Here is a 24565-nt window from a genome sequence, read left to right on the forward strand (position 1 = left end):
AATAATATAACATTTCTTATAGCGAAATAATAAATCAGCAAATCAACAAAAGAATGTAGATTCATTCTTATAAAACAACAACGTAACAAGAAAAGGATGTCGATGATGACGTATGAAACTTCAGTGCTAGAAGCTGAACGAGTCACAGTTCAGCCTAAAAAATATGGATGACCGCGTTTATTCTATGTTTTCTTATTTTACTTGCAGACGGTGTTGATCTGGCTTTTTTGGCCTATAGCCTCACCAGTATCAAAGCTGAATTTAATTTAACCACGGTTCAGGCAGGTGCCTTAGGGAGCTGGAGTCTGGTCGGTGGAGTGATTGGCGGATTAATTGGCGGTTGGGCCTGTGACCGTTTTGGCCGGGTGAAAGTTATTGTATTTTATATGATTCTTGCTTCCAGCTTATCCTGCACCTTGGGCTTTGTAGAATCTTACCATCAGTTTTTAATTATCCGCAGTATTGCAGCTATTGGACTGGGTTCCCTATACATCGCCTGTAATACCTTAATGTCAGAATATGTTCCGACAAAATACCGGACGACTGTTCTGGCAGCACTTATGACCGGTTTTACCTTAGGTTCATTATGTGCAACTTTACTGGCGGGCTGGATTATTCCTGAATATGGCTGGCGTATGCTGTACTGGATTACCATTTGCCCGATCGTTCTGGCTTTTCTGCTTTATTTTCTTGTTCCTGAACCGGATTCATGGCTACGTTCACGTGAATTAAAACGTCAGGAAGCAGCTAGCAAAGTTAAGGTGAAAAAGCAGAATCCTTATAAAGTCATTCTCAAAGATAAAAATCACCGCTGGATGTTTTTACTATGGATTTTAAGTGCAGGTGCCCTGCAATTTGGTTATGCCGGTTTAAGTAACTGGTTACCTGCCTATCTCGAATCGGATCTGGGCATCAGCTTTAAGGCCATGACTGGCTATATGGTTGGCACGTTTATGATCATGATTTTTGCCAAGATCGTCGCAGGCATTCTGGCAGATCGTTTCGGACGACGTGCCTTGTTCGCTTTTGGAACCATGGGCACAGCCCTGTTTCTTCCGATTGTAATTTATTTCAATACACCGACCAATATTTTGTACCTGATGCTCATGTTCGGCTTCTTGTATGGTATGCCATTTGCCATTAATGCCACATATATGACTGAAAGCTTCCCTACTTCGATTCGTGGTACAGCAGTAGGTGGTGCATTCAATATAGGCCGTATCGGAGCAGTATTTGCCCCACTCACTATTGGTTATTTTGCCCATGGAGGCTCAATTGGAACGGGACTATTGGTAATGGCAGGTGCCTATTTTATTTGCGGTCTGATTCCTGCACTGTTTATACGTGATCGCTTATATGATCCGCAAAAAGCAGATTAATCTCTATCATCTTTTGATAAAAAACCAGTCAAATAGACTGGTTTTTTAATGAATAAAATTTAAAAATCAGACGACTTTTCTTTGAACATTTTCCATGTATTCATAATGGTAACCACTGCGAATAAAATGCTGGTTTTTGTCTCTAAATGAATGCGCATAATCTGGCCAGACCAAAGTCAGCTGGCGACTGACCGGATCCAGATACCAGCTTTTACAGCTTTCTGATAACCAGACACTGCCTTGGGAAAGCTGCTGTAACTCCTGCATATAGGCATTTTCAGCATCTTGATCAGCTTCAAAGGCCTGAATCTGTTCCTGTTCAAAAAACTGCAAGGCATCCAGTACCAGATCAAATTGGGTTTCCAGGAAATAAAGCGCTGAGTTATGCCCACTTCCGGTATTTGGACCGTTTAAGATAAACAGATTCGGAAAGTTATGGACTGTCGTAGATTGATAACCCTGCATACCACTAGACCATTGCTGCTCAAGGCTTAAGCCATGTTTACCTACCACCTTTGCCGCATAAGGTGGACGTGCTGCTTCAAATCCAGTAGCAAAGACGATGATATCTGCAGAAAACTCATTGCCGGACTTACTGATCACACCATCTTTCGTAATTTCAGCCAAAGCTGAATCTTCAAGCGTGACATTCGGTTTTAGAAAAGTTGGATAATAATCATTGGACAGCAATAAACGCTTGCAGCCTGGTTCATAATTCGGTGTGAGTTTTCGCTGTAATTCGGGATCTGGTATCTGGTGTTTCAAGAATTGCAGGCAGTTTTTCTTGACCCGCTCGATCTGGCTTTTCAGATTACGGCGCTGGGCAAAATTATATTCATTGCCCCAGAACAAGGAATGTCTTAACTCTGCCATGCTGTCCGGATCTTTGCGGAAAAGCTGTTTTTCTGACTCAGAATAAGGTCGGTCTGGTCGCGGCAAGATATACGGTGCACTGCGCTGCAATACGGTCAGGCTTTTGGCTGTTTTGGCAATTTCTGGTACAAGCTGTATGGCAGAAGCCCCTGAACCCACTACAACTACGCGCTGGTTTTCCAGATTTACTTCGTGATTCCAGCGTGCAGAATGCATCACCTGACCTTGGAATTCATCCAGTCCTAGAATTTGAGGTAAATGTTCATCTGCCAGATGTCCAGTAGCGGTGATTAGAAATTCTGCTTCATAAGAACCTTTAGATGTCTGAATATTCCAGATACGTTTTTCGGCATTCCAGCTGGCTTTTTCCAGTTGAGTCTGAAAATCGATATGTGGCCGGATATTTTCCTGATCACAGCATTGAATCAAATAGCGCTGAATTTCTGCCCCTTGCGGAAAGACACGTGACCAGTTGGGATTTTTAATAAACGAGAAAGAATATAAATGTGAGGGTACATCACAGGCGACACCGGGATAGGTATTATCACGCCATGTTCCGCCCACTTCTGCGGCACGTTCAATGATTTTAAAATCGTGAATGCCCTGCTGTTTAAGACGGATCGCCATGCCTAATCCACCAAAACCGCTGCCTACAATTAAAATCTTGCTGCGCTGTCCTTGAGCTTGCATTATTTTTCTCCTTTTTTTAAGGCATCATGGGCTGGATTTTCTGATTCGCCGGATACTGTTCTGGATGCTGGCTAAACTGGTTGATCAGTTGCACCACTTCCGCTGGCGCTTCAATATGGATTGCATGTCCTGAAGCTATTTCGATATAGCGGCTGTTCTGAATCGAAGCAAACAGTAATTTTGCTTGCGCTAAAGGCACCATCCGGTCTTCACGGCAAGCCACGATCAAAGTCTCCGCAGAGATGTTCGGCAAAATGGCGGTGATGTCAATGCGATAATTCAGTTCACGCTGTTTGGCTGCATCTTGAGAAGGCTTAACGAAGCGTGCCAGATCCAACACCTGCTGTTCACTACGTGCAGACAAATAATCATCGCTATACAGGCAATAATTCACAAAATGCGGTAAAGCTGCGGATTGATCGTTAAATAGCTGTTGCCAGATCGTGGTCCGTAGTTGTTGCACCGAGCTGGTTTTTGCCCAACCTGCTAACAGAATCAAACGTGCCACGCGCTGTTTAAGACTCGCAGCTACTTGTGTAGCAATCACAGCACCAAGTGAATAACCCACCACAGTAATTGCTTCATCTTCTGCAACTGCATGCTGGATCAGTGCTTCAACTTGTTGACTAAAATCAGTCACTGCCAGATCGGCTTTATCTGGAGTATGCAAATCAAGCGATAAAACCCGCTGATGGATACCGAGCATGGGGAAAATATAGCTGAAATGTTTGTCCGTATTTCCACCCGTACCATGGATCAGAATGATGGTGGGATATGAGGATTTCTGTCCGACTTCATGATAAGTCAGTTGCAGATCACCATAAGGACATTGTCGAGTAATCGTGTCTAAATCCATATAGACTCCTGATCTTGTTGTTTTATGGCCGATGTAATACTGAAAAGTACCTATCGATATTGAGTTTTGTGCAGGATAAAAAAAGTAGTAACAAAAAAAGACCCACGATCGAGAGATTGATCGTGGGCAAAAGGATTAATCGAATTTAAACTCTTCAGGAGTCAGCAGGAACAGGCTCTCACCACCCGCCTGAATATTGGCAATGTGGGTTGAAGTTCTTGGCAGAATACGTGCAAAGAAGAATTGCGCGGTTTTAATCTTCGCTGCATAGAACGGATCAGTATTGCCTTCCTCAATTTTTTGCTGCGCCGTAATCGCCATTTTCAGCCATAAATACGAAGACACCACATAACCAGAGAAATATAGGTAATCCACAGATACCGCACCGATTTCATTGGCAGACTGTTGTGCCTGAGCCTGAATCGTTTTGGTTAATTCTAGCCATTGCTCAGTCAGCTGGCTCACTTGTGCAACCTGCTGGTTAAACTGGGCATGTTGCTGATGCTCTTTAACAAAGCCCTGAATCTCATCCGTTAATGCAGTGAGCAAACCCAATTTTGAACCTAGCACTTTACGCGCCAGCAAGTCGATTGATTGAATTTCAGTAGTACCTTCATACAGACTGGCAATACGTGCATCACGGGCAATCTGTTCCATGCCATGTTCAGCAATATAGCCGTGTCCACCAAAGACCTGCATACCGTGTTTGGCAGCTTCTACACCTGTTTCGGTCATTAAGGCTTTAGCAATTGGGGTCAATAATGCCAGACGGTCTTCTGCAGCTTTCTTCTCTTCAGGATTATCCGTTGCTTCAGCGATATCAGCATACGTTGCCAGATAATAAGCCAAGGCACGTGAACCTTCTGCAAATACCTTTTGAGTCAGTAGCATATTACGCACTGCTGGATGCACGATAATTGGATCCGCAGGCAGGTTTGGCTCTTTCGCACCTTCAAGTGAACGCATGGCCAGACGGTCTTTGGCATAAGCCAACGCGCCTTGATAAGAAGATTCAGCTGCAGCCAAACCTTGAATCGCTGTGCCGATACGCGCAGAGTTCATGAAAGTAAACATGCAGTTCAAACCGCGGTTTTCAGGCCCGATCAGGAAACCTTTGGCATTATCAAAATTCAGTACACAGGTCGCATTGCCATGAATACCCATCTTGTGTTCAATCGCGCTACACACCACACCATTGCGTGAAGCCACATTTCCAGCTTCATCCAGATTGTATTTAGGCACGATAAACAGCGAAATACCTTTAGTACCTGCAGGCGCATCCGGTAAACGCGCCAATACAATGTGTACGATATTTTCAGCCAGGTCATGCTCACCTGCTGAAATAAAGATTTTCTCACCGCTGATGCTGTAGCTGCCATCTTCATTTGGCACCGCTTTAGTACGGATCAGGCCCAGATCAGAACCGGCATGTGATTCAGTTAAACACATGGTTCCGGTCCAGCGACCTGCAATTAAAGGTACCAGGAATTTCTGTTTCTGTTCATCGCTACCATGATGCTCTAAAGTACGCATCGCACCATGAGACAGGCCTGGGTACATACCCCAAGACCAGTTAGTCGCCGTAATAATTTCTGAAATGGCAATACGGTATAAGGTCGGGAAGCCTTGGCCACCATATTTTTCATCACCAGTTAATGAGGTAAAACCAAGTTCTACATATTTGTCATAAGCAGCTTTAAAACCATCCGGTGTAGTCACGACGCCATCTTGCAGACGGCAGCCCTGCTGGTCGCCTGTCGCATTAATTGGTAGAAGTTCGTTTTGGCAAAAATCAGCAGCGACTTCCAGATATTGTTCCATAATATCCATAGAAACTTTGTCTGCGAACTTTGCATAGCCTTCGTATTTCTGTTCAACATTGAGCAGATCTTTCAGGACAAACTTCATGTCTTTTAATGGCGCAATATAATTTCTCATCGTAATTCCCTTGTATGAGTTCTAATTTGTATATTTATGACAATTAATTTCATAATACGAAATTATGTTTTAGGTCGAATATAATATAAGTGCATGGATAAAATCTAGTCATGACATAAAAAATCACATTTAAAAAATTAAAACTTTGGTATAAAAAAGCCATTCGGTAATGAATGGCTTTTTATTAAATGATCAAAATAAATCGATCTAGCGCGGGAAAAACTGAGCCAAACGTTGCTGAACAATCTGTTCTGCTTCTTGCATGATATTGTCAATCAGCGTTTGACAGGTCGGGATATCATGGATCAATCCCATGACTTGACCTGCTGTCAGTACGCCTGCATCTACATCGCCATTTTCCAAAGCCAGCTTGCCTTTTAAGCCACTGACATAAGGGCGAATCTGTTCAAATTCCAGATTTGGATCTTCACCCATTTTAACGACGAGGTCAGATACCGCATTTTTCGCAACACGCGCAGTATTTCTGAACTGGCGGTAAAGTAGATGCGTTGCTCGTTCATCATTGTCGACATAAAACTGCTTGATGTTGGGATGGATTGGCGCTTCTTGTGTGGCACAGAAACGTGTCCCCATATTGATGCCTTCTGCACCTAAAGCAAGTGCTGCCACCAGACCACGTCCATCAGCAAAACCACCACTGGCCACAATTGGTACGGTAAGCTGATCAGCGGCTGCAGGAATCAGGATTAGTCCAGGAATATCATCTTCACCCGGATGGCCGGCACATTCAAAACCGTCAATCGAGATCACATCCGCACCGATTCGTTGTGCTGAAAGTGCATGTCTGACCGAGGTACATTTATGAATCACAATGATGCCGTGCTGTTTAAAGGCCTCAATATGTTCATGTGGCTTGTTACCTGCCGTTTCTACAATCTTGATTCCACTTTCAATAATGGCCTGACGATATTCGGCATACGGCGGTGGGTTTACAGCGGGTAATAAAGTTAAATTGACCGCAAAAGGCTGATCCGTCATTTCACGGCAACGTGCAATTTCCTTGGTCAGCGCTTCAGGTGTGGGTTGTGTCAATGCCGTCAGCGTTCCCAAACCACCCGCATTGGAGACTGCACTGGCCATTTCTGCGGTACCGACCCACATCATGCCGCCCTGAATAATCGGATAGCGAATGCCTAAAAGCTCGGTGATACGCGTTTGAATGTTCATGAATGTTCTCCTTAGCGTCCGGTAAATTGTGCAGGACGTTTTTCAACAAAGGCCTGCACACCCTCTTTGTAGTCCTGGCTACTTAAGGCCAAGTATTGCAGGTTTTGTTCCAGCTCCAGTTGCTGATCCATGCTATTTTCAGCACTGCGTTGCAAAGCCTGTTTGGTTAAGGCCAGTGCATAGGTCGGCTGTCGTGCCAGTCGCTGTGCAAGCTCATCGATATAAGCATCAAATTCTGCATCAGGGATCATTTTCCAGATCATACCCATTTCAGCCGCTTCTTTGGCATGCACAGGCTCACCAAGTAAAGTCAGTGCCATGGCACGTGCATAGCCGATCAAACGCGGCAACATCCAGGTGCCGCCGGCATCAGGAATTAAGCCAATTTTAGAAAAGGCTTGAATAAATTTGGCACTTTCCTTGGCAATAACCAGATCGCAAGCCAGCGCGATATTGGCCCCTGCACCGGCAGCCACACCATTTACTGCCGCAAGCACCGGTTTGGGACTTTTACGAATCAGGTTGATCAAAGGATTATAATATTTGGCTAGAGAGCCTTCGGGAGGCAACGGCACACTACCGAGCTGCCCGGCACGTTCTTTTAAATCCTGTCCCGCTGAAAATGCCCGACCATTACCACGAATCACAATCACCCGAATATCCGAGTCTGTATTCCAGCTTTTCAGCACCTGCTGCACTTCCTCATGCATTTGCCGATTGAAACTGTTCAGTGAATCTGGACGGTTAAAACTTAAAGTGGCAACGCCTTGCTGAACCTGGGTCTGAATCATTTCCCACATCATCAATTTCCTTATTTTTTTGTCTGTATCTCTACAATTAATAGCCTTTATTGACATCCACCTGATGACACAAATCCAGGCCCTGATTTAATCGGCGGTCATTTTCCAGTATCTGCTCTACCACCACAGACATTGGGGCATGTGAGGCAACATGTGGTGTCACCACAATTTTTTCATGCTGCCAGAATGGATGGTCCACAGGTAACGGCTCCTGCTCAAACACATCAACAATCGCACCACGAAGATGACCTGAATCCAGCGCATCCAATAAATCCTGCTCGATTAAATGCTGGCCACGCCCGACATGAATCAAAGCCGCCTGTTCAGGCAGTTGCTGAAATAATTCAGCAGAAAGAATACCGGTATTTTCTTCAGTAAGTGGTAGCAGGTTAATCAGAATCTGACTTTGCGCCAGGAACTCGGAAAGCTGTTCTTGACCCACATAACTTTTGACTTGATTAATGTCTTTTGGGGAATTCGACCAACCAGAGACTTGATAGCCCATGTCTGCGAAACGTTCTGCTACGTATCCGCCCATATGCCCCAGTCCCATAATCCCGATCTGGATATGATGGCTATAGCTCTGGCGATACTGCTTCCACAGCTGCTGCTTTTGCTGTTGGATCATGCGGTCAAAATAACGCTGAAAATACAGCACGCCCCAAAGCAGATAATCAAACATGCCCTTTTGGTGATGTGGATCCAGTACCCGGCAAACGGCTTGATCTGGGCGTACAGCATTTAAGTTTAAATGTTCTACCCCAGCAGCAATCGAATGAATCAGGCCAAGCTTTGGTAGCTGCTGCACTTTTTCCAGATCTGGAAACCAGGCAGCAACCGTGGTTGCCTGTTCAGCTTCAGGGCTGTCAACTGTACAGAAACTACCAGCTGGCGCATATTTTTGAAAAGACTTGACCAGAATGGCTTCAATATTTGGTACAGAACTGGAAATAACAATCATGATGCATACTCCGTATATTGATGCTCAATCAGGGACAAAGCGGCCTGCCAGGCACGCTGTAAAATCGGTTCAATGAGAGGACTGGCGAACTGTTTGGCTGTTTTAATTCGGACTTCTTCAGCTGGATAATGCAACTCGGCACCGCCGCTTAAGGCCTTCACCTGTGCCTGACAGGCGCGTTCCAGAAAATAGATTTCATGAAAAGCCCGTGCAATGGTTTCGCCAGCCGTTAAAAGTCCGTGATTGCGTAAAATCATGGCGCGATGGCCGCCCAGGTCCTGAATCAGGCGCTCCTGCTCATCTGTTGAGAGTGCCACGCCTTCATATTCGTGATAGGCCACCTGCTGATAAAATTTCAACGCATGCTGGGAAATGGGAAGAAGTCCGTGTTTCTGTGCAGACACTGCTATGCCATCTGCGGTATGCGTATGAATGACACAGTTCAGATGAGCATGTGCTTCATGAATTGCGGAGTGGATGACGAAGCCCGCCATATTGACTGGCTTGTCTTGTTCATAGCTTTCTACCACCTGCCCTTCATGATTAATCTTCACCAGCGTTGAGGCACGCATTTTTTCAAATGCGACCCCATATTGATTAATCAGAAAGCAATCTGGCTGATCTGGAACTCTTAGGCTGATATGAGTATCAATCAAGTCAGTCATCCGATAATGCGCAATAATGCGATAAAGCGCAGCCAGTTCACAGCGTGCCTGCCATTCAGCAGCTGTAACGAGATTTTTTATTGTCATCATTCCATCCTGGAAAAATATAGCATTTCGATCACTATCTGTTATATCATAATTTTAGAAAAACAGAATATTATTTCATAAAGCGAAATATTTTATTAAAGGGAAGTTATATGACTACAGCTCAAATGAATGGACTTGAATATCTAACTGCAATTAAAAATGGCGAATTGCCTGGTTCAGCGATGGGACAACTGATTCCCATGAAACTCAGTGTCGTCCGTGAAAACTACGTGGAATATGAAGTTTATCCAGATGAACGTCATTTCAACCTACAAGGTGGCATTCATGGTGGATTTTGCGCTACTGTTCTGGACAGCGTAACAGGTGCAGCGGTTCATACCACAGTTGATGCTGGTGTCAGTTTTTCTACTATTGACTTGAATGTCAAAATGCTCAAAGCCATGAAAAATGGCGAAACTTATACTGCCATTGGTGAAGTGATCCGCATTGGTCGTAATGTGTTGACTTCAGAAGGCCGAATTGTAGATAAAGACGGTAAACTTTATGCTTTCGGTTCAGCAACTTTATTGGTTACTGGCCGTAAATAATCCTTACGCTGATTTAAACAATCCCTGCATTTGCAGGGATTTGTATTTCTATATAAATAGCCCAATAAAAAATGCCATGCATATCATCTATACATGGCATTAATACGATAACTAAAGCTGTTATGCAGCTTCAGGGTTTTCAATCACCATCGCCAGGCCTTGACCCAGACCGATACACAGGCTGATCACGGCATATTTTTTACCAGTACGCTGTAATTGACGCGCAACAGTTAAAGCCAAACGCGCACCTGAACAGCCTAGTGGATGGCCAATCGCAATGCCACCACCATTTGGGTTGACACGCGGATCATCAAAAGCCACATCCAGACCTTTCAGGCAAGATAACACCTGGCTGGCAAATGCTTCATTGATCTCGATAATGTCCATATCATCTAGCGTCAAACCTGCACGTTTTACAGCTTTTTTGATTGCTTCAATTGGGCCCGCACCCATGATGCGTGGCTCAATGCCAGCGGCTGCAGAAGACAGAATACGAGCTAAAGGTTTTAAGCCATACTGTTCCTGAACTTTTTCACTGCCGATAATCAGTGCTGCAGCGCCGTCATTGATACCTGATGCATTACCTGCAGTCACAACACCACCTTCGAAAAGCGGTTTTAACTTGGATAATGCTTCAAATGTTGAAGATGGACGTGGATGTTCATCTTCAGTCACTAATTTAGGCGGCAATTTACGCCCTTGTGAAACTTCAATCGGGGTAATTTCACCTTCAAAGAAACCTGCTTCTTTTGCAGCTTGATATTTCGCTTGTGATGCAGCAGCAAAAGTATCTGCCTGTTCACGCGTAATGCCAAACTCTTCAGCAACGTTATCACCTGTTTCTGGCATGCTGTGCGCGCCAAACTGGTCGGTAAATTTACGGTTCGGGAAACGTGTACCAATCGTGGTGTCATAGATTTTGGCATCACGTGAATACGCGCTTTCAGCTTTAGCCATTACAAATGGTGCACGCGTCATGCTTTCTACACCACCTGCAATATACAGCTCACCTTCACCTGCGGTAATGGCACGTGCTGAATCAATCACAGCACCCAAGCCTGAAGCACAAAGACGGTTTACCGTTTGACCCGGAACTGTCACTGGCATACCTGCAAGCAGTGCCGCAAAACGAGCCACGTTACGGCTGTCTTCACCGGCCTGATTCGTGCTGCCAAAGATCACATCTTCTACGTCAGCTGCTGGAATACCGGTTTTTTCCAGCAGGTTTTTAATGACAGTCGCTGCCAGATCATCTGGACGTACGCTTGCCAGACTTCCTGCATGGCGACCGATTGGTGAACGTAAACCATCATAAATATAGGCATTTAACATGAGTGTTATTCCTTTAACTTTTTAATTAATGTGTAGTATGAACAAGAGCTAAACCGAGCTGAACGCGGCGGCGCAACCAAGGACTTGGGCGGTAACGCTGGTCACGAGTAATCGCAGTCATACGATCCAGAATTTTCAGGATTTTTTCAGCACCTAATACATCGCCCCATTCAATTGGGCCGTATGGATAACCAAGGCCTAATTTCACGGCAATATTAATGTCTTCTACAGTGGCAACACCTTGCTGGGCAATATCACAGCCCAGGTTTACAATCATGGCCAACGCACGCTGCGCCACAAAGCCGACGCTTTCCTGAATTACACTGGCGGTCACACCATCCAGATTGAAAATCGATTGGGCTGCTTTTATCAGTTCAGCTTTGGTCACAAACGTTGGCATTAAAGTACGGTGTTTATTCAGACCGTAAAGCAGATCAATACAGACTACTTGCTGCGGAGACACCTGATAGCGGACTGCTGCTGAAGTTGCATCTTCGCCATAAGTGGCAATCAGAATTAAAGCATTTGCTGAAGGTGCGTCAGTTTGCTCGATCTGAATATTGAACTGCTGCAGATATTGCTCAAGCGCCTGACGGTCTTCGCTATATTCTGTACCTAACCAAACCGATGGATATTGATCCAGCTTTTCAACCAAGGTTGGAGCCACATCACCTACTTTGCTCCCTGAGGTATAATCGTAAAAACCTTTACCGGTTTTACGACCTAGCTGTTTAGCAATAAAACGCTGGCGGGTAATCACGCTTGGGCGGTAACGCGCTTCTTCATAATATTGGTGATAGATCGATTCACTTACCGGATGAGATACATCCATGCCGGTCAGATCGCCTAACTCGAATGGTCCCATTTTGAAACCGATCCCGTCACGATAGATGCGGTCAATGTCATAAAATGGCGTGACATTTTCATTCAGAATCGCATAGGCTTCGCTACCAAAAGCACGGCCAGCATGGTTAATGATAAATCCCGGGGTATCTTTGGCTTTTACCGGGCGATGTCCCATCTTGGTCGACAACTGAGTAAGTGCATCCACAATATCAGTACGGGTATTAAAGCCTTCAATGACCTCAACCACTTTCATCAGTGGAACCGGGTTAAAGAAGTGATAACCAGCAACACGTTCTGGCTGACTGCAATTGGCGGCAATCGCACTGATAGACAGTGAAGATGTATTGGATGCCAGAATTGCTTCCGGTTTCACAATGCCTTCCAGTTGCTGCATCAGCTTTTGTTTGATTTCCAGATTTTCAATAATCGCTTCAACGATTAAATCGCAATCTTTCAGGTCTTCGATCTGCTGGGCAATGGATAAATGAGCAAGATCTTCAGCAGCTTTTTCATGGCTGAATTTTCCTTTATCTGCCAAGGTATTTAATGTTTTGGCCAGTTTGTCCTGTGCCTGTTCGGCTGCCCCTGCTTTGGCATCAAACAGTACCACATCATGACCAGACTGAATCGCGATTTGGGCAATGCCCGCACCCATCGTACCTACGCCTATAATACCGATTTTCTGAATTTGAATGCTCATGCTTATCGTCCCTGATAATTTGGTTTACGTTTTTCGATAAAGGCTTGCATACCTTCTTTTTGATCTTCTGAAGAAAACAGCATCTGGAAAGATTTACGTTCCAGCATTAAGCCGGCATTGAGTGGCACATCTTCAGCCAGTAAAGCCACTTCCTTGATTTGTTCAAGCGCAATTGGCGGCATTTTTGCCAAACCTTCAGCCATTTTGATTGCTGTTGCAAGGGTTTCGCTGTCTTCAGTTACTTGAGACACCAGACCAATCTGATAAGCTTCCGGCGCTGGTACCAGACAACCCGTCATAATGATGCGCATTGCATGGAATTTACCCACGGCACGGAATAAACGCTGTGTACCACCAGCACCCGGCATTACCCCTACTTTGACTTCAGGCTGACCGAACTGGGCACTTTTTCCAGCAATGATAATGTCCGCATGCATTGCCAGTTCACAACCGCCGCCCAATGCATAACCGTTTACTGCTGCAATCACTGGTTTTGAACATTGTGCAATCGCTTGCCAGTAACGTTCGGTACGACGCTGCATCATCTGGATCGTTTCAGCATTGGCCAGTTCTTTAAGGTCAGCGCCTGCAGCGAAGTCAGTTTCACCGCCAGTGAGAATAATGGCACGGATATTTTCATCGTCATTCAATTGCAGAAAAGCCGCAGCCAGTTTCTGACGCACTTCTGTATTCAGGGCATTTTTAGCTTCTGGACGATGGATCTTGACCATCGCCACATGTGTCGAGATTTGCTCTACTTGAACTACCTGTTCCATCAAAAATCTCCATTTATTTTGTATAGCGAAATTTTATTTTATATAAAACTACGGTTTCTAGACCCATAAATCAAGATTTTTTCTCTCAAAAACTCAAAAAAGTTATTTTTTAATAAAAATTAGAGTAAAAACTCTTGTTCAGTTGGCTATTTTATGATTAATTGATTTCGCAATACGGAATTAATTATTTAATTCGAATTTTGGTTATTCATTTATGTAAATATTAACCACAATACAAAATAAAAAAATTAATTTCCGTCATAAGGATACTACGTTGTTCAGTGATTTTTCACTCAAGGTGAAACGGAAAAATCAGATCCAGCCTGATCGTAACAGGGCGAATGCGCACAGACGCTTAGACCTTAGATGAGGAAAATGCTTTTCCGTGAGGAAGAAAATGGATTTAGCGGTAGCAGAGGAATGCTACTTTAATATATAGAGGATATAAGAATGACAAGCGATACCATCGTAGCTGAGGAAACTAAAACGGGGGTCTCCTCCGACGGCACCATTAAGCAAGCACCTAAACGCCTGTGGATGACGGCCTTTGTCTTCGCTTTTTTGATTTTACTATGTGACGGTGCAGACATTGGTATTCTGGCTTTCAGCTTGACCAGTTTGAAAGCAGAATGGGGGCTAACTTCTGTACAGGCCGGTGCCTTGGGAAGTTATTCTCTTTTGGGTATGGGGATCGGTGGCTTTATTGGCGGATGGGCCTGTGACAAATTCGGTCGCGTACGTGTCATCGTATTGGCCACTATTTCCTTCTCGATTTTGTCTGCCTATTCAGGTTTTGCCCAGTCTTATCAAGAGTTTGCGATTTTACGCACCCTTTCGTGCTTAGGTTTAGGCTGTTTATATATTGCCTGTAATACCCTGATGTCAGAATACGTACCGACCAAATACCGTACTACAGTATTGGCAACATTAATGACTGGTTTCACTTTAGGTTCATTGGTGATTACCATGGTTTCAGGCTGGATCATTCCTGAATTCGGCTGGCGTATGCTGTACTGGGTGACAATTGCTCCATTAGCTTTGGGTATCCTGATGCACTTTATGGTGCCAGAGCCAGAATCATGGAAACGTGTCCGTGAAATGAAAAGAACTGGCCAGATCGTGGATAACGATGCCAAAAAAGGCAATCCATATATCACCATTCTTAAAGACAAGACCCATGGCAAGATGTTTATCTTGTGGTCTTTCAGCTCTGGTTTCCTGCTATTCGGTTATTTCGGTGTAAGTAACTGGTTGCCAAGTTATCTTGAAGCTGAATTAGGCATTAAATTCAAGGAAATGGCGCTATACATGGTGGGTACTTTTATCACCATGATGTTCGCCAAAATCATTGCAGGTTATGTGGCTGATAAAATTGGTCGTCGTATTGTGTTTGCTTTCGGCACCATGGGCACAGCGCTGTTTATTCCTGTTGTCGTATATATGCATAATGCCGATAACATTGGTGTACTGATGCTGATCTTCGGCTTCCTGTACGGTATTCCATATGCGATTAATGCAACCTATCTCACTGAAAGTTTCCCAACTGGGGTTCGTGGTACAGCAGTCGGTGGTGCGTTCAATATTGGTCGTATCGGTGCAATCTTCGCTCCAATTACCATTGGTTATCTTGCGATGAATGGTTCGATCGGTACTGGTCTATTGGTAATGGGCGCAGCTTACTTCCTTTGCGGTTTGATTCCTGCCCTGTTTATTAAAGACCGTTTATACGATCCACAAAAAGCTGAATAACTTTTAACTCAGGAGAGTGGTTAATTCACTGCCCTCCTTCATTCATATTTTTATGACTTTAAATATCAAATACATGCCCTTTGACCTGAACAGGATGTTTCTGGGTTGAACGAGACTCGTATTCATCATTCAAAAGTCAAAAACTCTGCATTGCGCAATAAGAGCAACATTAAGGAAAGATTTTCCTTCTTAGATATCAGAATATTTCTTTAGGGATTAAGAAATGAAAAAATTAGTTTTAGCGACATTATGTGGTATTGCTTCAGCACAGGCATTTTCAGCAGAAGCTTCTGAAGACCGCATGCAATTCTTAGAATCACAGTTAAAGCAGATACAAGCCGAACTTGAACAACAAAAAGCTGCACAACTTGCATTAAAAGACCAGCAGGAACAAGCCAAAACTCAAGACTCCAAAGCTTTGAAATCGTTAGTGGACAATGTCGACGTCTATGGTTTGATCCGTCTTGATGGTGCCATTGATTTTAAGAGTACTCCTAAAGAACGTGGCCGTACCATTAATCAGATCAATAAAGTGCCTTTTACTGAACCTGACTCTACCCGTTCCGATTTTACTGCAGCAGCCAGCCGTATCGGTTTCCTAGCAAAAGATCTAGGTGGCAATCCAAATGTTTCAGCCCGTTTAGAGGCGGACTTCTGGACCAATAATGGTAAAGGCGATGGTGGATTACGAGTTCGTCATGCCCACTTAAAATACTATAACTGGACATTTGGTCAGGCGTGGTCACTGATGTCTACCCCTGAAATTAGCACCGAAGCTGTAGATTACAGTTTGTTTCTAGGCGGTTCGATATTACGTACCCCTCAAGTCAGCTATGCTTTTAAACTTGATCCAGAAAATACCTGGAATGTAGGTTTGGAATATATGGCCGGCGGTGACCGCTCTTCTGCCTTCCCTGCATTAACCACAAAGTTTGTGCATCAGTCTGGTCCAGTACACCTATTAGCTCAAGGTTTTGTCAATCAAAAACAAGCACAGACAGATACAGGTGATATCGACAAAGTAGGTTGGGGTGTGGGTCTAGGTGGCCGCTACCGTTTTGATGATCAAAACTCGATTCAGGGGAACTATTTCCATATGGTCGGTGACCAACGTATTGCAGCCTTTCTAATCCAAGGTTCAACTGCTGATGGTTCAGCTTTGGGTGGAGACTATTCTGTCGATCCAACGAACAATGAACTTTTACTGAATGAGTTTAATAGTCTAAATATCGGCTTTACACATAAATTTACTCCGAAGCTACGTAGTAGTATTAATGCCAGTATTGTTGATTTTGATGATTCCAGCGATTATGCACGTGCGAATCCTGAAACCAATAAGCGTTTAACGGATTACGTAGCAAACGTGATTTATTCTCCAGTGCCAAATATCAATCTGGGTGCTGAATATCATCAAGGCAAGCGTGAAACTTTTGATAATCAAGAAGCGGATGTTTCTCGCGTGAATTTATCAGCGACTTATAGTTTCTAAAGCCTCAGGAGACAAGGATGTCAGCCCAAGGGCAAATTTCAAGAAAATTTATGTTTATGATGGCTATGACCTGCGCACTCTGCGCGGGTTGTAACTATTTTAACCAACCATTAATTTATTCTATTGCAGAGGATCTGCATATCAGTGTGGCCGAGTCTGGTTGGACTGTCGTTTTAACCCAGATTGGTTATGCCACCGGGTTATTTTTGTTTGTGCCTCTAGGCGATTTATTTGAAAAACGCCTCTATATTTGCAGCCTCATGCTATGTACCGGTCTGGCACTGATCGGTCTCTCTGCTAGTACCAATCTACATATGCTCTATGGTTTCACCCTGCTCGCCTCTTTCTGTTCGATTACCACCCAGATTCTGATTCCTTTTGCGGCCAACCTGTCTCAAAGAGAAAAAAGTGCTGAAGTAGTCGGTCTGCTGATGAGTGGCGTTCTAGTCGGTATTCTATTTGCACGAACTGTATCAGGACTGATTTCTACCTTATGGTCCTGGCATGCAGTGTATCTGTTAAGTGGCTGTTCTATTCTCTTGCTCAGCATCGCCATGTGGTATCAGTTGCCTAAGGCGAAAAGCCAGCTACAAATGAGCATCATGCAGATTTATCGCTCACTATTTACCTTTGCCAAAACAGAACCGATGCTGATTCGACGCAGCATCATTGGTGGTTTGGGCTTTGGTATGCTGAGTATTATTTTTACCACCATGACTTTTGTGCTGGCGGAAGCACCCTATCATTTTAATGATTTCCAGATTGGCTTGATGGGCATTGTTGGTGTGGTTGGCATCTGGTCATCACAATGGACTGGTAAAATGATTGGACGGCACCGAGAAAAATGGGTTGCACAACTTGCTACCACGGGTTTAATTCTGGCCTGGATTCCCTTGTTTTTTGCGCAAAGCTATTTATGGGTATATATCATTGGATTAATTCCTGCCTATTTTGGGATTTCTTCGCTACATGTTTTAAATCAGAATCTGGTATATCGGATCTCAGTGCAGGCCCGTTCCCGTATTAATGCAATCTATATGACCTGTTATTTTTCAGGTGCTGGAATCGGTGCATTTCTATCGCTAAACCTATGGAAAATGTACGGCTGGTCAGCCTGCGTTGCATTGGGCTTTGTCTTTGCCCTGCTCATCTTTAGTATTAACCGTTACGACCTAAGCCGAGAACGCAATCTGGTCAATATTCAGTCCCAGTCATAATCAATCTAAACTCATACCTTGTGCACTCATAGAATATAAGATTGGGTGCGCAGTACATGACACATTATCTATGTTAATTTTAGAAATTCTTTAAAGCTCATTTGTCGCTTTTTTACATGAAGATAGACTCCAAATTGGAGTATTACAAAGAAGCCTATGTTTCTTAAAATAGTAAACAATAAGTCTAAATTGCCAAAAATTAAATCTGTAGCGAAGAGCAAGATCACTAATACGGAATGTAAGTATAAGGTTTGTTGAGTCTTACTTTGCAGTGCGGTAGCTGCATTGATATAACCAATGAGCGTTAATCCTAATATCATAACAATGATTCCGCAGATAATACCTAGGGTCATATAAGGCCCAGAGCTATATGCAAACAGTGTTAATACAGCACCAGTTAAAGCTACTAAACCTACAAATGAGCCTAATAAATTTCTTAAATAATATGCCATTTGTTACATGATCTCTTCTAATGAAAGTTTAGAATTTTTAGCCTTGTAGTTGCTAAGAAATGTTTTCTCTTGTTCCAGGTATATCTATTACTTCTTGTACAAATACATTAGATTGATGGCACTTAATCTTTTGAATAAAACCGAATGAAGATGCAATCATATTTCAAGTATTTCTGTTTTGGATTTGCAGCATTCTCTTTATTCCTAATTTATTCGGATATTGTAGATGGTAAAACAGAAATTAGTGCATATTTAGGAAATATCGGGTTATTTCTAGTATGTATTGAAATGGGCGTTCTAATGACTTATGAACAACTCACAACTGAAGTAACGTTAAGAAATTTCTTTTCCAAAGATAAATCTCTATCTCTCTCACCAGTTGGGATCTTTGCTCATACACTAGGGAAAATTGGATGTATATTATTAATTATTGATTTTGTAATAAGCTTTGCCTAAAAATTTCTAGCTCATTTAACATAATGGCGATTATGCAAAATTTAGTTGCAATCTAAAAATAGAAATGTCCACTTTTAGAATACGTAACTAAACGCATAAAAATACAGCGTAAAAAAAATCGCAGCCTAAGCTGCGATTTTTAACCATATTTAAATGATTTAGCTTATTATACGGATGCTTTTAACTGTGCAGCTGCGCGGCCATCTTGTAACTTGCAACCAGTCTGTTGCTGAAGTTCTTCGAAACTCAAGCCATCCACTATTTCTAGCACCCAAGCCTGATTATCTTTGAGTTCAATAATGCACAAATCGGTATAAATACGGTCAACGCAGTTTTTACCGGTAATCGGATAAGTCAGCTCTTCCACAATCCGTGGTTCGCCATTTTTAGTGACATGTTCCATGCAAACATAAACACAGCGAGCACCAACCGCCAGATCCATCGCCCCACCCACCGCTGGAACCGCATCCAGTGCACCGGTATGCCAGTTAGCGAGATCACCGTTCACAGCAACCTGAAAGGCGCCCATAATACAGAAATCTAAATGGCCGCCACGCATAATATCGAAGGAATCTGCAGAGTTCATAAAACTGCCGCCATCCAGCATGCTGACTAGCTCTTTACCGGCATTAATCAGATCATCATCAGCTTGATCAGGATCAGTTAAAGCGGTAAAACCCAGAACGCCATTTTCGGAATGCAAGACAATATCTTGCTCAGGCTTTAAATAACCGGCAACGCGTGTTGGTAAGCCAATGCCTAAATTCACATAAGAACCGGTCGGAATATCCTGTGCAACTTTTTCTACAATCTGTTCGCGTGTACGTTTTTGAATTGTCATTATTTGATATCTCCTACCTTCACCACATGCTGCACAAAAATACCCGGCGTTACGATAATCTCTGGATCAAGCTCGCCTAGCTCTACAATTTCATGCACTTGGGCAATTGTTGTTCTGGCTGCTTTTGCCATTAACGGGCCAAAGTTTCGGGCTGCTTTACGGTAGGTTAAATTGCCCCATTGATCAGCCTGATTGCCATAAACCAAGGCATAGTCTGCATGAATTGGATATTCCAGCACATAGTCCTTGCCATTGATATGGCGGGTTTCTTTGCCTTCAGCAATCTTGGTGCCGTAACCTGTAGGCGTAAAAATAGCGCCCAGACCTGCACCCGCTGCCTGAATACGGCAAGCCAAGTTGCCTTGTGGCACCAACTCTAGTTCAACCTTTCCAGCTTTATACAGTTCTTCAAAAACCTTGGAGTTATTGGCACGAGGAAATGAACAGATCATTTTTTTCACCAGTCCTGACAATAACAAGTTGGTTAGACCACGGTCACCAGAAGCTGCATTATTATTAATAATAGTCAGATCTTTAGGACCAATATCAATCAAAGCTTCAATCAGTTCGATTGGCTGTCCTGCCAGACCGAAGCCACTGGTCATAATATGCGCACCATCTGGAATCTGCTTGAGTATGGTTTCGATATCCTGTGTGATTTTATTCATTTAATTGCTTCCTAGCATCTTCCTGTCTTTATAAATGTTTGATTAATCAATTAGTCAGCTTTTTGTGGGTCAAACAAACGGTTTTTAATGAAAATCGCTGGGATCAAACCACAAATAAAATAAGCCACACTCATGATGAGTAGACCTGTACCAATTGAGCCACCTTGCGCAAAATAACCGATGGTTAAAGGTGCCAATACTGCGCCTAAACGGCCAATGTTATAAGCGCCACCTGTAGCTGTACCACGGACTTTAGTAGAGAAACTTTCTGTCATATAAGTCGCGTTAATGCCATATGGAATACCGTAAAGGAATCCGAAAAACAGCATCAGCCATAAGATGTTGTCTGGTGTATTACCAAAGACAATGATGGGAATAAAGATTGCGGTGCCCATGGTACCGAAAGCAAATACTGCACGACGACCAATTTTATCCGCAATAATGCCCGCGATCACTTTGGTACACATCATGATCAGGAAGGTCCCAATCATATAGGTGGTCATTTCTTTAAATTTGATACCTAAGTCTGATTCCAGATAAGCCGGTAACCAGTTACTTACGCCGTAATAACCAAACTGTAAGAATGCGGTGCTGAACGACCAGAGGATGAACATGCGACGGCTTAAAGCATCGGCAAAAATCATTTTAAACGTATTCTTCGGTTTTTCCTGCACTACGCCGCTGGCTTTGGCTGCCAATCTTTCTTGACGTGCCTTTAACCAGGCTTGTGGTTCTGGTACCAGGAAGAACATGCCAATGGCAAGAACAATCGGAACAATGGCAATATAGTAAAGGTAACGCCAGCCTAGTTCTGGAAGCAGCCATCCTGCAAGTACAGTGGCAACAACTGAACCAAGTGTCCAACCTGTCATTAAAGCAGCAAGTACTGTAGAACGATATTTTGTTGGCACATACTCTGCCATTAGCGTATTACAGGCAATATAGAGGGCGCCTAAGCCAATTGCTGAAAAGAATCGCAACCACTTAAATTCTTCATAGCTTTGAGTAAAGCCCAGCCAGAAGGTTAATGAAGAGAATAAAGCGATCGCAACAACAATCACCCGCACTCGCCCGAAGCGGTCACAAGCCCAGCCACCAAAAAAGCCACCAATGGCCATACCAGCAAGTGTCCAGCTACCGAGTGCACCTGCCTGAATACTACTGAGTGAAAACTCTTGTTTAAGGCTGGTTAGACTATAGGCCAATAGTGCAAGATCTGCACCATCTACCAATAACGCTAAAAATGAAAAGATAAAAGCCAGAATCCAGACCTTTTTCTTAGGCATATTTTCTTCTGGTAGAAGGTTTTGTTGTGAATTAAGCGTATTCATAATGTCCTTTACACTTTGCTGGCACTCCTGTGCCCTTTAGAAGTTTATGTTTCACCTAATTAATTAAATGAAACATAGAATGTTTAATTGATCTTTAATTCTGAAACTGACTAGATTTTAAAAAACCATCCCAGAACTGGATTGGCTGACTTTAATTAAAGTCAGCCAAAACAAACTAGCCAGCATTGCTGGCTAGAAGTTGATCTGCATTTAGTTGGAGAATGCAGCAATACCTGTTTGAGCACGACCTAGAATTAGGGCATGTACATCATGGGTACCTTCATAAGTATTGACCACTTCCAGGTTTACCAGATGACGAGCTACACCGAATTCATCAGAGATCCCGTTACCGCCCATCATGTCACGCGCTAAACGGGCAATGTCTAAAGCTTTACCACAGTTATTACGTTTGATCAGTGAAGTACCCTCGACTGATGCAATACCTTCATCTTTCATACGGCCAAAACGTAATGCCACTTGCAGACCCAACGCAATTTCAGTTTGCATGTCTGCCAGTTTTTTCTGAATTAACTGATTGGCAGCCAATGGACGACCGAATTGTTTACGGTCCATGGTGTATTGATGCGCTGTATGCCAGCAGAATTCTGCTGCGCCCATCGCACCCCATGCAATGCCATAACGCGCACTGTTCAGACAGGTAAATGGACCTTTTAAACCACGGATTTCCGGGAATGCGTTTTCTTCTGGAACAAAAACATTGTCCATCACGATTTCACCGGTAATCGAAGCACGTAGGCCAACTTTACCGTGAATTGCTGGTGCAGAAAGCCCTTCCCAACCCTTTTCTAAGATAAAGCCGCGAATGTCACCGACATTGCCTTCAGGAGATACTTCTTTTGCCCAAACCACAAAGACATCAGCAATTGGGCTGTTGGTGATCCACATTTTCGCACCAGTCAGACGGTAACCACCATCAACTTTCTTGGCACGAGTAATCATGCTGCCCGGATCAGAACCATGATCTGGTTCAGTCAGACCGAAACAACCGATATATTCACCGGTCGCCAATTTCGGTAAATATTTCTGCTTCTGTTCTTCAGAACCAAATTCATTGATTGGCACCATCACTAGCGAGCTTTGTACGCTGGCCATTGAACGATAACCTGAATCCACACGTTCTACTTCACGGGCAATCAGACCATAGCTGACATAATTTAAGCCGGCACCGCCGTATTGCTCAGGAATGGTTGGACCCAACAGACCGAGTTCACCCATTTCACGGAAAATGGTTGGATCAGTTTTTTCATGACGGAACTGTTCTAATACGCGTGGCATCAGCTTGTCCTGACAGTATGCATGTGCGCTGTCACGGATCATGCGTTCTTCTTCAGTCAGTTGCTGTTCCAGTAAAAATGGATCTTGCCAGTCAAATCTAATTCTTGTGCTCATTTTAATATTTCCAATATTCTAAAAATCTGCTGCTTAAGCAGTCGCTTGTTTAATCATTTCACGTGCGATGATGATTTGCTGGATTTGAGTAGTACCTTCATACAGACGGAACAAACGCACATCACGATAGAAACGTTCAATTGAATATTCACTGATATAGCCCGCGCCACCATGAATTTGCAGACAGCGATCCGCTACACGGCCACACATTTCAGTGGCAAACATTTTCGCGCATGAAGATTCAGTGGTTACATTCTTGCCTTCGTCACGCAGACGAGCAGCATCTAGAACCATACATTTCGCCGCATAAATCTCAGCTTTAGAGTCTGCCAGCATGCCTTGGATGAGTTGGAAATTCGCAATTGGTTGACCGAACTGCTTACGTTCCACTGCATAATTTAAAGCGTCTTCTAGCATACGCTCTGCCATACCTACGCTATAGCCAGCAATGTGCAGACGGCCTTTATCCAGGACACGCATTGCAGTTTTAAAGCCAATGCCTTCAACACCACCGATCAACTGATCTTTATGAACTTTACAGTTGTCAAAAATCACGTCACAAGTGTATGAACCGTGTTGACCCATTTTTTTATCAATTTTGCCCAGACTTAGGCCCGGTGTATTCGCTTCTACCAGGAATGCAGAAATGCCGCTTGCACCTTTGATATCAGGATTGGTACGCGCCATCACCGTAAATGTTGTTGCACGCGGTGCATTGGTAATAAAACGTTTGGTACCGTTTAAAATATAGTAATCGCCATCTTTAACCGCGCTGGTTTTTAAAGATGCTGCATCTGAACCTGAATCTGGCTCAGTTAAACAGAATGAACCAATGATTTCACCAGTCGCATAACGTGGCAGGTATTTTTGTTTTTGCTCTTCTGTACCGTCAATCACGATCCCGCTTGAACCGATCCCGTTATTGGTCCCGATCAAAGAACGGAATGCAGCCGATGTACGGCCTAATTCCATTGCGACCAGAATTTCCTCTTCCATGGTGATACCTAAACCGCCGTATTCCTCTGGAATAGTTAGGCCAAACAGACCTAATTCTTTCATCTGCTCGACAATACGCTCAGGAATCGCGTTACTTTCTTCAACTTCATGTTCTAAAGGGACTAGTTCATTTTTGACAAAGTTACGAATAGTCGAAAGAAGTTGCTCGAGCATTTCCGGATCGCGAATCATAGGGATCTCCATGTTATTTAGTTCATCTGGGTAAATTCCTTTACCCTTTAATTTTAGTTTCGTAATACGAAATAAATAATCATAAAAATTCATTTTGAGCAAGAAAAATTATTAAAAATTTTATT

22 protein-coding genes are annotated in these 24565 nt (G+C 43.5%); 6 read left to right on the plus strand and 16 right to left on the minus strand.

Features of this window, described 5'->3' with window-relative positions:
• Positions 1 to 167: 167 nt before the first annotated feature.
• The gene (locus tag FTU01_RS01190) at positions 168 to 1379 is read left to right on the plus strand and encodes an MFS transporter (RefSeq protein ID WP_180137844.1); all 1212 of its coding nucleotides are present in this window, start codon (positions 168 to 170) and stop codon (positions 1377 to 1379) included.
• A gap of 66 nt (positions 1380 to 1445) precedes the next feature.
• Here the strand turns inward: FTU01_RS01190 and FTU01_RS01195 are convergent, their stop codons facing one another.
• The 7 genes from FTU01_RS01195 to FTU01_RS01225 form a co-directional block, all read right to left on the minus strand.
• The gene (locus tag FTU01_RS01195) at positions 1446 to 2942 is read right to left on the minus strand and encodes an NAD(P)/FAD-dependent oxidoreductase (RefSeq protein ID WP_180137846.1); all 1497 of its coding nucleotides are present in this window, start codon (positions 2940 to 2942) and stop codon (positions 1446 to 1448) included.
• Positions 2943 to 2958: 16 nt separating this feature from the next.
• Positions 2959 to 3798, minus strand: coding sequence for an alpha/beta fold hydrolase (locus FTU01_RS01200; RefSeq protein WP_180104862.1), 840 nt, complete (start codon positions 3796 to 3798; stop codon positions 2959 to 2961).
• A gap of 135 nt (positions 3799 to 3933) precedes the next feature.
• Complete coding sequence (locus FTU01_RS01205) at positions 3934 to 5736, minus strand: acyl-CoA dehydrogenase C-terminal domain-containing protein (protein ID WP_180137848.1); 1803 nt, start codon at positions 5734 to 5736, stop codon at positions 3934 to 3936.
• Between the two features lie 207 nt (positions 5737 to 5943).
• Complete coding sequence (locus tag FTU01_RS01210; RefSeq protein ID WP_180053274.1) at positions 5944 to 6924, minus strand: nitronate monooxygenase family protein; 981 nt, start codon at positions 6922 to 6924, stop codon at positions 5944 to 5946.
• Positions 6925 to 6935: 11 nt separating this feature from the next.
• A complete protein-coding gene (locus tag FTU01_RS01215) occupies positions 6936 to 7724 on the minus strand; it encodes an enoyl-CoA hydratase-related protein (RefSeq protein ID WP_125278514.1) in 789 nt (262 codons plus the stop codon).
• 37 nt (positions 7725 to 7761) lie between these two features.
• Entirely contained in the window at positions 7762 to 8685 is a 924-nt protein-coding gene (locus tag FTU01_RS01220; protein ID WP_180053273.1) for a glyoxylate/hydroxypyruvate reductase A, read from the minus strand.
• Complete coding sequence (locus tag FTU01_RS01225) at positions 8682 to 9437, minus strand: class II aldolase/adducin family protein (RefSeq protein WP_180137850.1); 756 nt, start codon at positions 9435 to 9437, stop codon at positions 8682 to 8684. Before FTU01_RS01225 ends, FTU01_RS01220 begins: the two co-directional genes overlap by 4 nt.
• Before the next feature lie 110 nt (positions 9438 to 9547).
• Between FTU01_RS01225 and FTU01_RS01230 the strand changes: the two genes are divergently transcribed.
• Positions 9548 to 9985, plus strand: coding sequence for a PaaI family thioesterase (locus tag FTU01_RS01230; protein ID WP_179993394.1), 438 nt, complete (start codon positions 9548 to 9550; stop codon positions 9983 to 9985).
• Positions 9986 to 10105: 120 nt separating this feature from the next.
• Here the strand turns inward: FTU01_RS01230 and FTU01_RS01235 are convergent, their stop codons facing one another.
• The 3 genes from FTU01_RS01235 to FTU01_RS01245 are packed head-to-tail and all read right to left on the minus strand — an operon-like array spanning position 10106 to position 13639.
• Positions 10106 to 11317 (minus strand): 3-oxoadipyl-CoA thiolase, encoded by a 1212-nt coding sequence (locus FTU01_RS01235; protein ID WP_159123593.1) that lies wholly within the window; start codon positions 11315 to 11317, stop codon positions 10106 to 10108.
• A gap of 25 nt (positions 11318 to 11342) precedes the next feature.
• A complete protein-coding gene (locus FTU01_RS01240) occupies positions 11343 to 12863 on the minus strand; it encodes a 3-hydroxyacyl-CoA dehydrogenase (RefSeq protein ID WP_180137852.1) in 1521 nt (506 codons plus the stop codon).
• Between the two features lie 2 nt (positions 12864 to 12865).
• Positions 12866 to 13639: an enoyl-CoA hydratase gene (locus FTU01_RS01245; protein WP_004785705.1), complete on the minus strand. Its 774-nt coding sequence runs from the start codon at positions 13637 to 13639 to the stop codon at positions 12866 to 12868.
• A gap of 450 nt (positions 13640 to 14089) precedes the next feature.
• Between FTU01_RS01245 and FTU01_RS01250 the strand changes: the two genes are divergently transcribed.
• The 3 genes from FTU01_RS01250 (at position 14090) to FTU01_RS01260 (ending at position 18094) form a co-directional block, all read left to right on the plus strand.
• Positions 14090 to 15388: an MFS transporter gene (locus tag FTU01_RS01250; protein ID WP_180137854.1), complete on the plus strand. Its 1299-nt coding sequence runs from the start codon at positions 14090 to 14092 to the stop codon at positions 15386 to 15388.
• Positions 15389 to 15611: 223 nt separating this feature from the next.
• Entirely contained in the window at positions 15612 to 16877 is a 1266-nt protein-coding gene (locus FTU01_RS01255; RefSeq protein WP_180079263.1) for a DcaP family trimeric outer membrane transporter, read from the plus strand.
• A gap of 17 nt (positions 16878 to 16894) precedes the next feature.
• A complete protein-coding gene (locus tag FTU01_RS01260; RefSeq protein ID WP_180137856.1) occupies positions 16895 to 18094 on the plus strand; it encodes an MFS transporter in 1200 nt (399 codons plus the stop codon).
• 68 nt (positions 18095 to 18162) lie between these two features.
• Here FTU01_RS01260 and FTU01_RS01265 read toward each other — a convergent pair whose 3' ends face one another.
• Positions 18163 to 18546: a hypothetical protein gene (locus tag FTU01_RS01265; RefSeq protein ID WP_180137858.1), complete on the minus strand. Its 384-nt coding sequence runs from the start codon at positions 18544 to 18546 to the stop codon at positions 18163 to 18165.
• A gap of 144 nt (positions 18547 to 18690) precedes the next feature.
• On the opposite strand from FTU01_RS01265, the gene FTU01_RS01270 reads away from it, so the two are divergent.
• On the plus strand, positions 18691 to 19002 hold the full coding sequence (locus FTU01_RS01270) for a hypothetical protein (protein WP_180137860.1): 312 nt from the start codon (positions 18691 to 18693) through the stop codon (positions 19000 to 19002).
• Positions 19003 to 19168: 166 nt separating this feature from the next.
• Here FTU01_RS01270 and FTU01_RS01275 read toward each other — a convergent pair whose 3' ends face one another.
• From FTU01_RS01275 to FTU01_RS01295, 5 genes are all read right to left on the minus strand, one after another.
• Positions 19169 to 19843: a 3-oxoacid CoA-transferase subunit B gene (locus FTU01_RS01275; RefSeq protein ID WP_180137862.1), complete on the minus strand. Its 675-nt coding sequence runs from the start codon at positions 19841 to 19843 to the stop codon at positions 19169 to 19171.
• Complete coding sequence (locus tag FTU01_RS01280) at positions 19843 to 20511, minus strand: 3-oxoacid CoA-transferase subunit A (RefSeq protein ID WP_179992559.1); 669 nt, start codon at positions 20509 to 20511, stop codon at positions 19843 to 19845. The genes FTU01_RS01275 and FTU01_RS01280 overlap by 1 nt, the downstream gene beginning before the upstream one ends.
• 50 nt (positions 20512 to 20561) lie before the next feature.
• A complete protein-coding gene (locus FTU01_RS01285; protein ID WP_004785691.1) occupies positions 20562 to 21842 on the minus strand; it encodes an MFS transporter in 1281 nt (426 codons plus the stop codon).
• Between the two features lie 210 nt (positions 21843 to 22052).
• The gene (locus FTU01_RS01290; RefSeq protein WP_005235711.1) at positions 22053 to 23252 is read right to left on the minus strand and encodes an acyl-CoA dehydrogenase; all 1200 of its coding nucleotides are present in this window, start codon (positions 23250 to 23252) and stop codon (positions 22053 to 22055) included.
• A gap of 33 nt (positions 23253 to 23285) precedes the next feature.
• Positions 23286 to 24440, minus strand: a complete 1155-nt coding sequence (locus FTU01_RS01295) for an acyl-CoA dehydrogenase family protein (protein WP_034171043.1) — start codon at positions 24438 to 24440, stop codon at positions 23286 to 23288.
• Positions 24441 to 24565 lie beyond the last annotated feature (125 nt).

Origin of the sequence: Acinetobacter sp. YH12043 (genome assembly GCF_013419915.1) — a bacterium.
Classification (GTDB): domain Bacteria; phylum Pseudomonadota; class Gammaproteobacteria; order Pseudomonadales; family Moraxellaceae; genus Acinetobacter.

Bases quoted from the DNA above. Each gene is read 5' to 3' on its own strand.
- FTU01_RS01190 (WP_180137844.1), top strand. From the start codon at position 168: ATGACCGCGTTTATTCTATGTTTTCTTATTTTACTTGCAGACGGTGTT.
- FTU01_RS01195 (WP_180137846.1), bottom strand. From the start codon at position 2,942: ATGCAAGCTCAAGGACAGCGCAGCAAGATTTTAATTGTAGGCAGCGGT.
- FTU01_RS01200 (WP_180104862.1), bottom strand. From the start codon at position 3,798: ATGGATTTAGACACGATTACTCGACAATGTCCTTATGGTGATCTGCAA.
- FTU01_RS01205 (WP_180137848.1), bottom strand. From the start codon at position 5,736: ATGAGAAATTATATTGCGCCATTAAAAGACATGAAGTTTGTCCTGAAA.
- FTU01_RS01210 (WP_180053274.1), bottom strand. From the start codon at position 6,924: ATGAACATTCAAACGCGTATCACCGAGCTTTTAGGCATTCGCTATCCG.
- FTU01_RS01215 (WP_125278514.1), bottom strand. From the start codon at position 7,724: ATGTGGGAAATGATTCAGACCCAGGTTCAGCAAGGCGTTGCCACTTTA.
- FTU01_RS01220 (WP_180053273.1), bottom strand. From the start codon at position 8,685: ATGATTGTTATTTCCAGTTCTGTACCAAATATTGAAGCCATTCTGGTC.
- FTU01_RS01225 (WP_180137850.1), bottom strand. From the start codon at position 9,437: ATGACAATAAAAAATCTCGTTACAGCTGCTGAATGGCAGGCACGCTGT.
- FTU01_RS01230 (WP_179993394.1), top strand. From the start codon at position 9,548: ATGACTACAGCTCAAATGAATGGACTTGAATATCTAACTGCAATTAAA.
- FTU01_RS01235 (WP_159123593.1), bottom strand. From the start codon at position 11,317: ATGTTAAATGCCTATATTTATGATGGTTTACGTTCACCAATCGGTCGC.
- FTU01_RS01240 (WP_180137852.1), bottom strand. From the start codon at position 12,863: ATGAGCATTCAAATTCAGAAAATCGGTATTATAGGCGTAGGTACGATG.
- FTU01_RS01245 (WP_004785705.1), bottom strand. From the start codon at position 13,639: ATGGAACAGGTAGTTCAAGTAGAGCAAATCTCGACACATGTGGCGATG.
- FTU01_RS01250 (WP_180137854.1), top strand. From the start codon at position 14,090: ATGACAAGCGATACCATCGTAGCTGAGGAAACTAAAACGGGGGTCTCC.
- FTU01_RS01255 (WP_180079263.1), top strand. From the start codon at position 15,612: ATGAAAAAATTAGTTTTAGCGACATTATGTGGTATTGCTTCAGCACAG.
- FTU01_RS01260 (WP_180137856.1), top strand. From the start codon at position 16,895: ATGTCAGCCCAAGGGCAAATTTCAAGAAAATTTATGTTTATGATGGCT.
- FTU01_RS01265 (WP_180137858.1), bottom strand. From the start codon at position 18,546: ATGGCATATTATTTAAGAAATTTATTAGGCTCATTTGTAGGTTTAGTA.
- FTU01_RS01270 (WP_180137860.1), top strand. From the start codon at position 18,691: ATGAAGATGCAATCATATTTCAAGTATTTCTGTTTTGGATTTGCAGCA.
- FTU01_RS01275 (WP_180137862.1), bottom strand. From the start codon at position 19,843: ATGACAATTCAAAAACGTACACGCGAACAGATTGTAGAAAAAGTTGCA.
- FTU01_RS01280 (WP_179992559.1), bottom strand. From the start codon at position 20,511: ATGAATAAAATCACACAGGATATCGAAACCATACTCAAGCAGATTCCA.
- FTU01_RS01285 (WP_004785691.1), bottom strand. From the start codon at position 21,842: ATGAATACGCTTAATTCACAACAAAACCTTCTACCAGAAGAAAATATG.
- FTU01_RS01290 (WP_005235711.1), bottom strand. From the start codon at position 23,252: ATGAGCACAAGAATTAGATTTGACTGGCAAGATCCATTTTTACTGGAA.
- FTU01_RS01295 (WP_034171043.1), bottom strand. From the start codon at position 24,440: ATGATTCGCGATCCGGAAATGCTCGAGCAACTTCTTTCGACTATTCGT.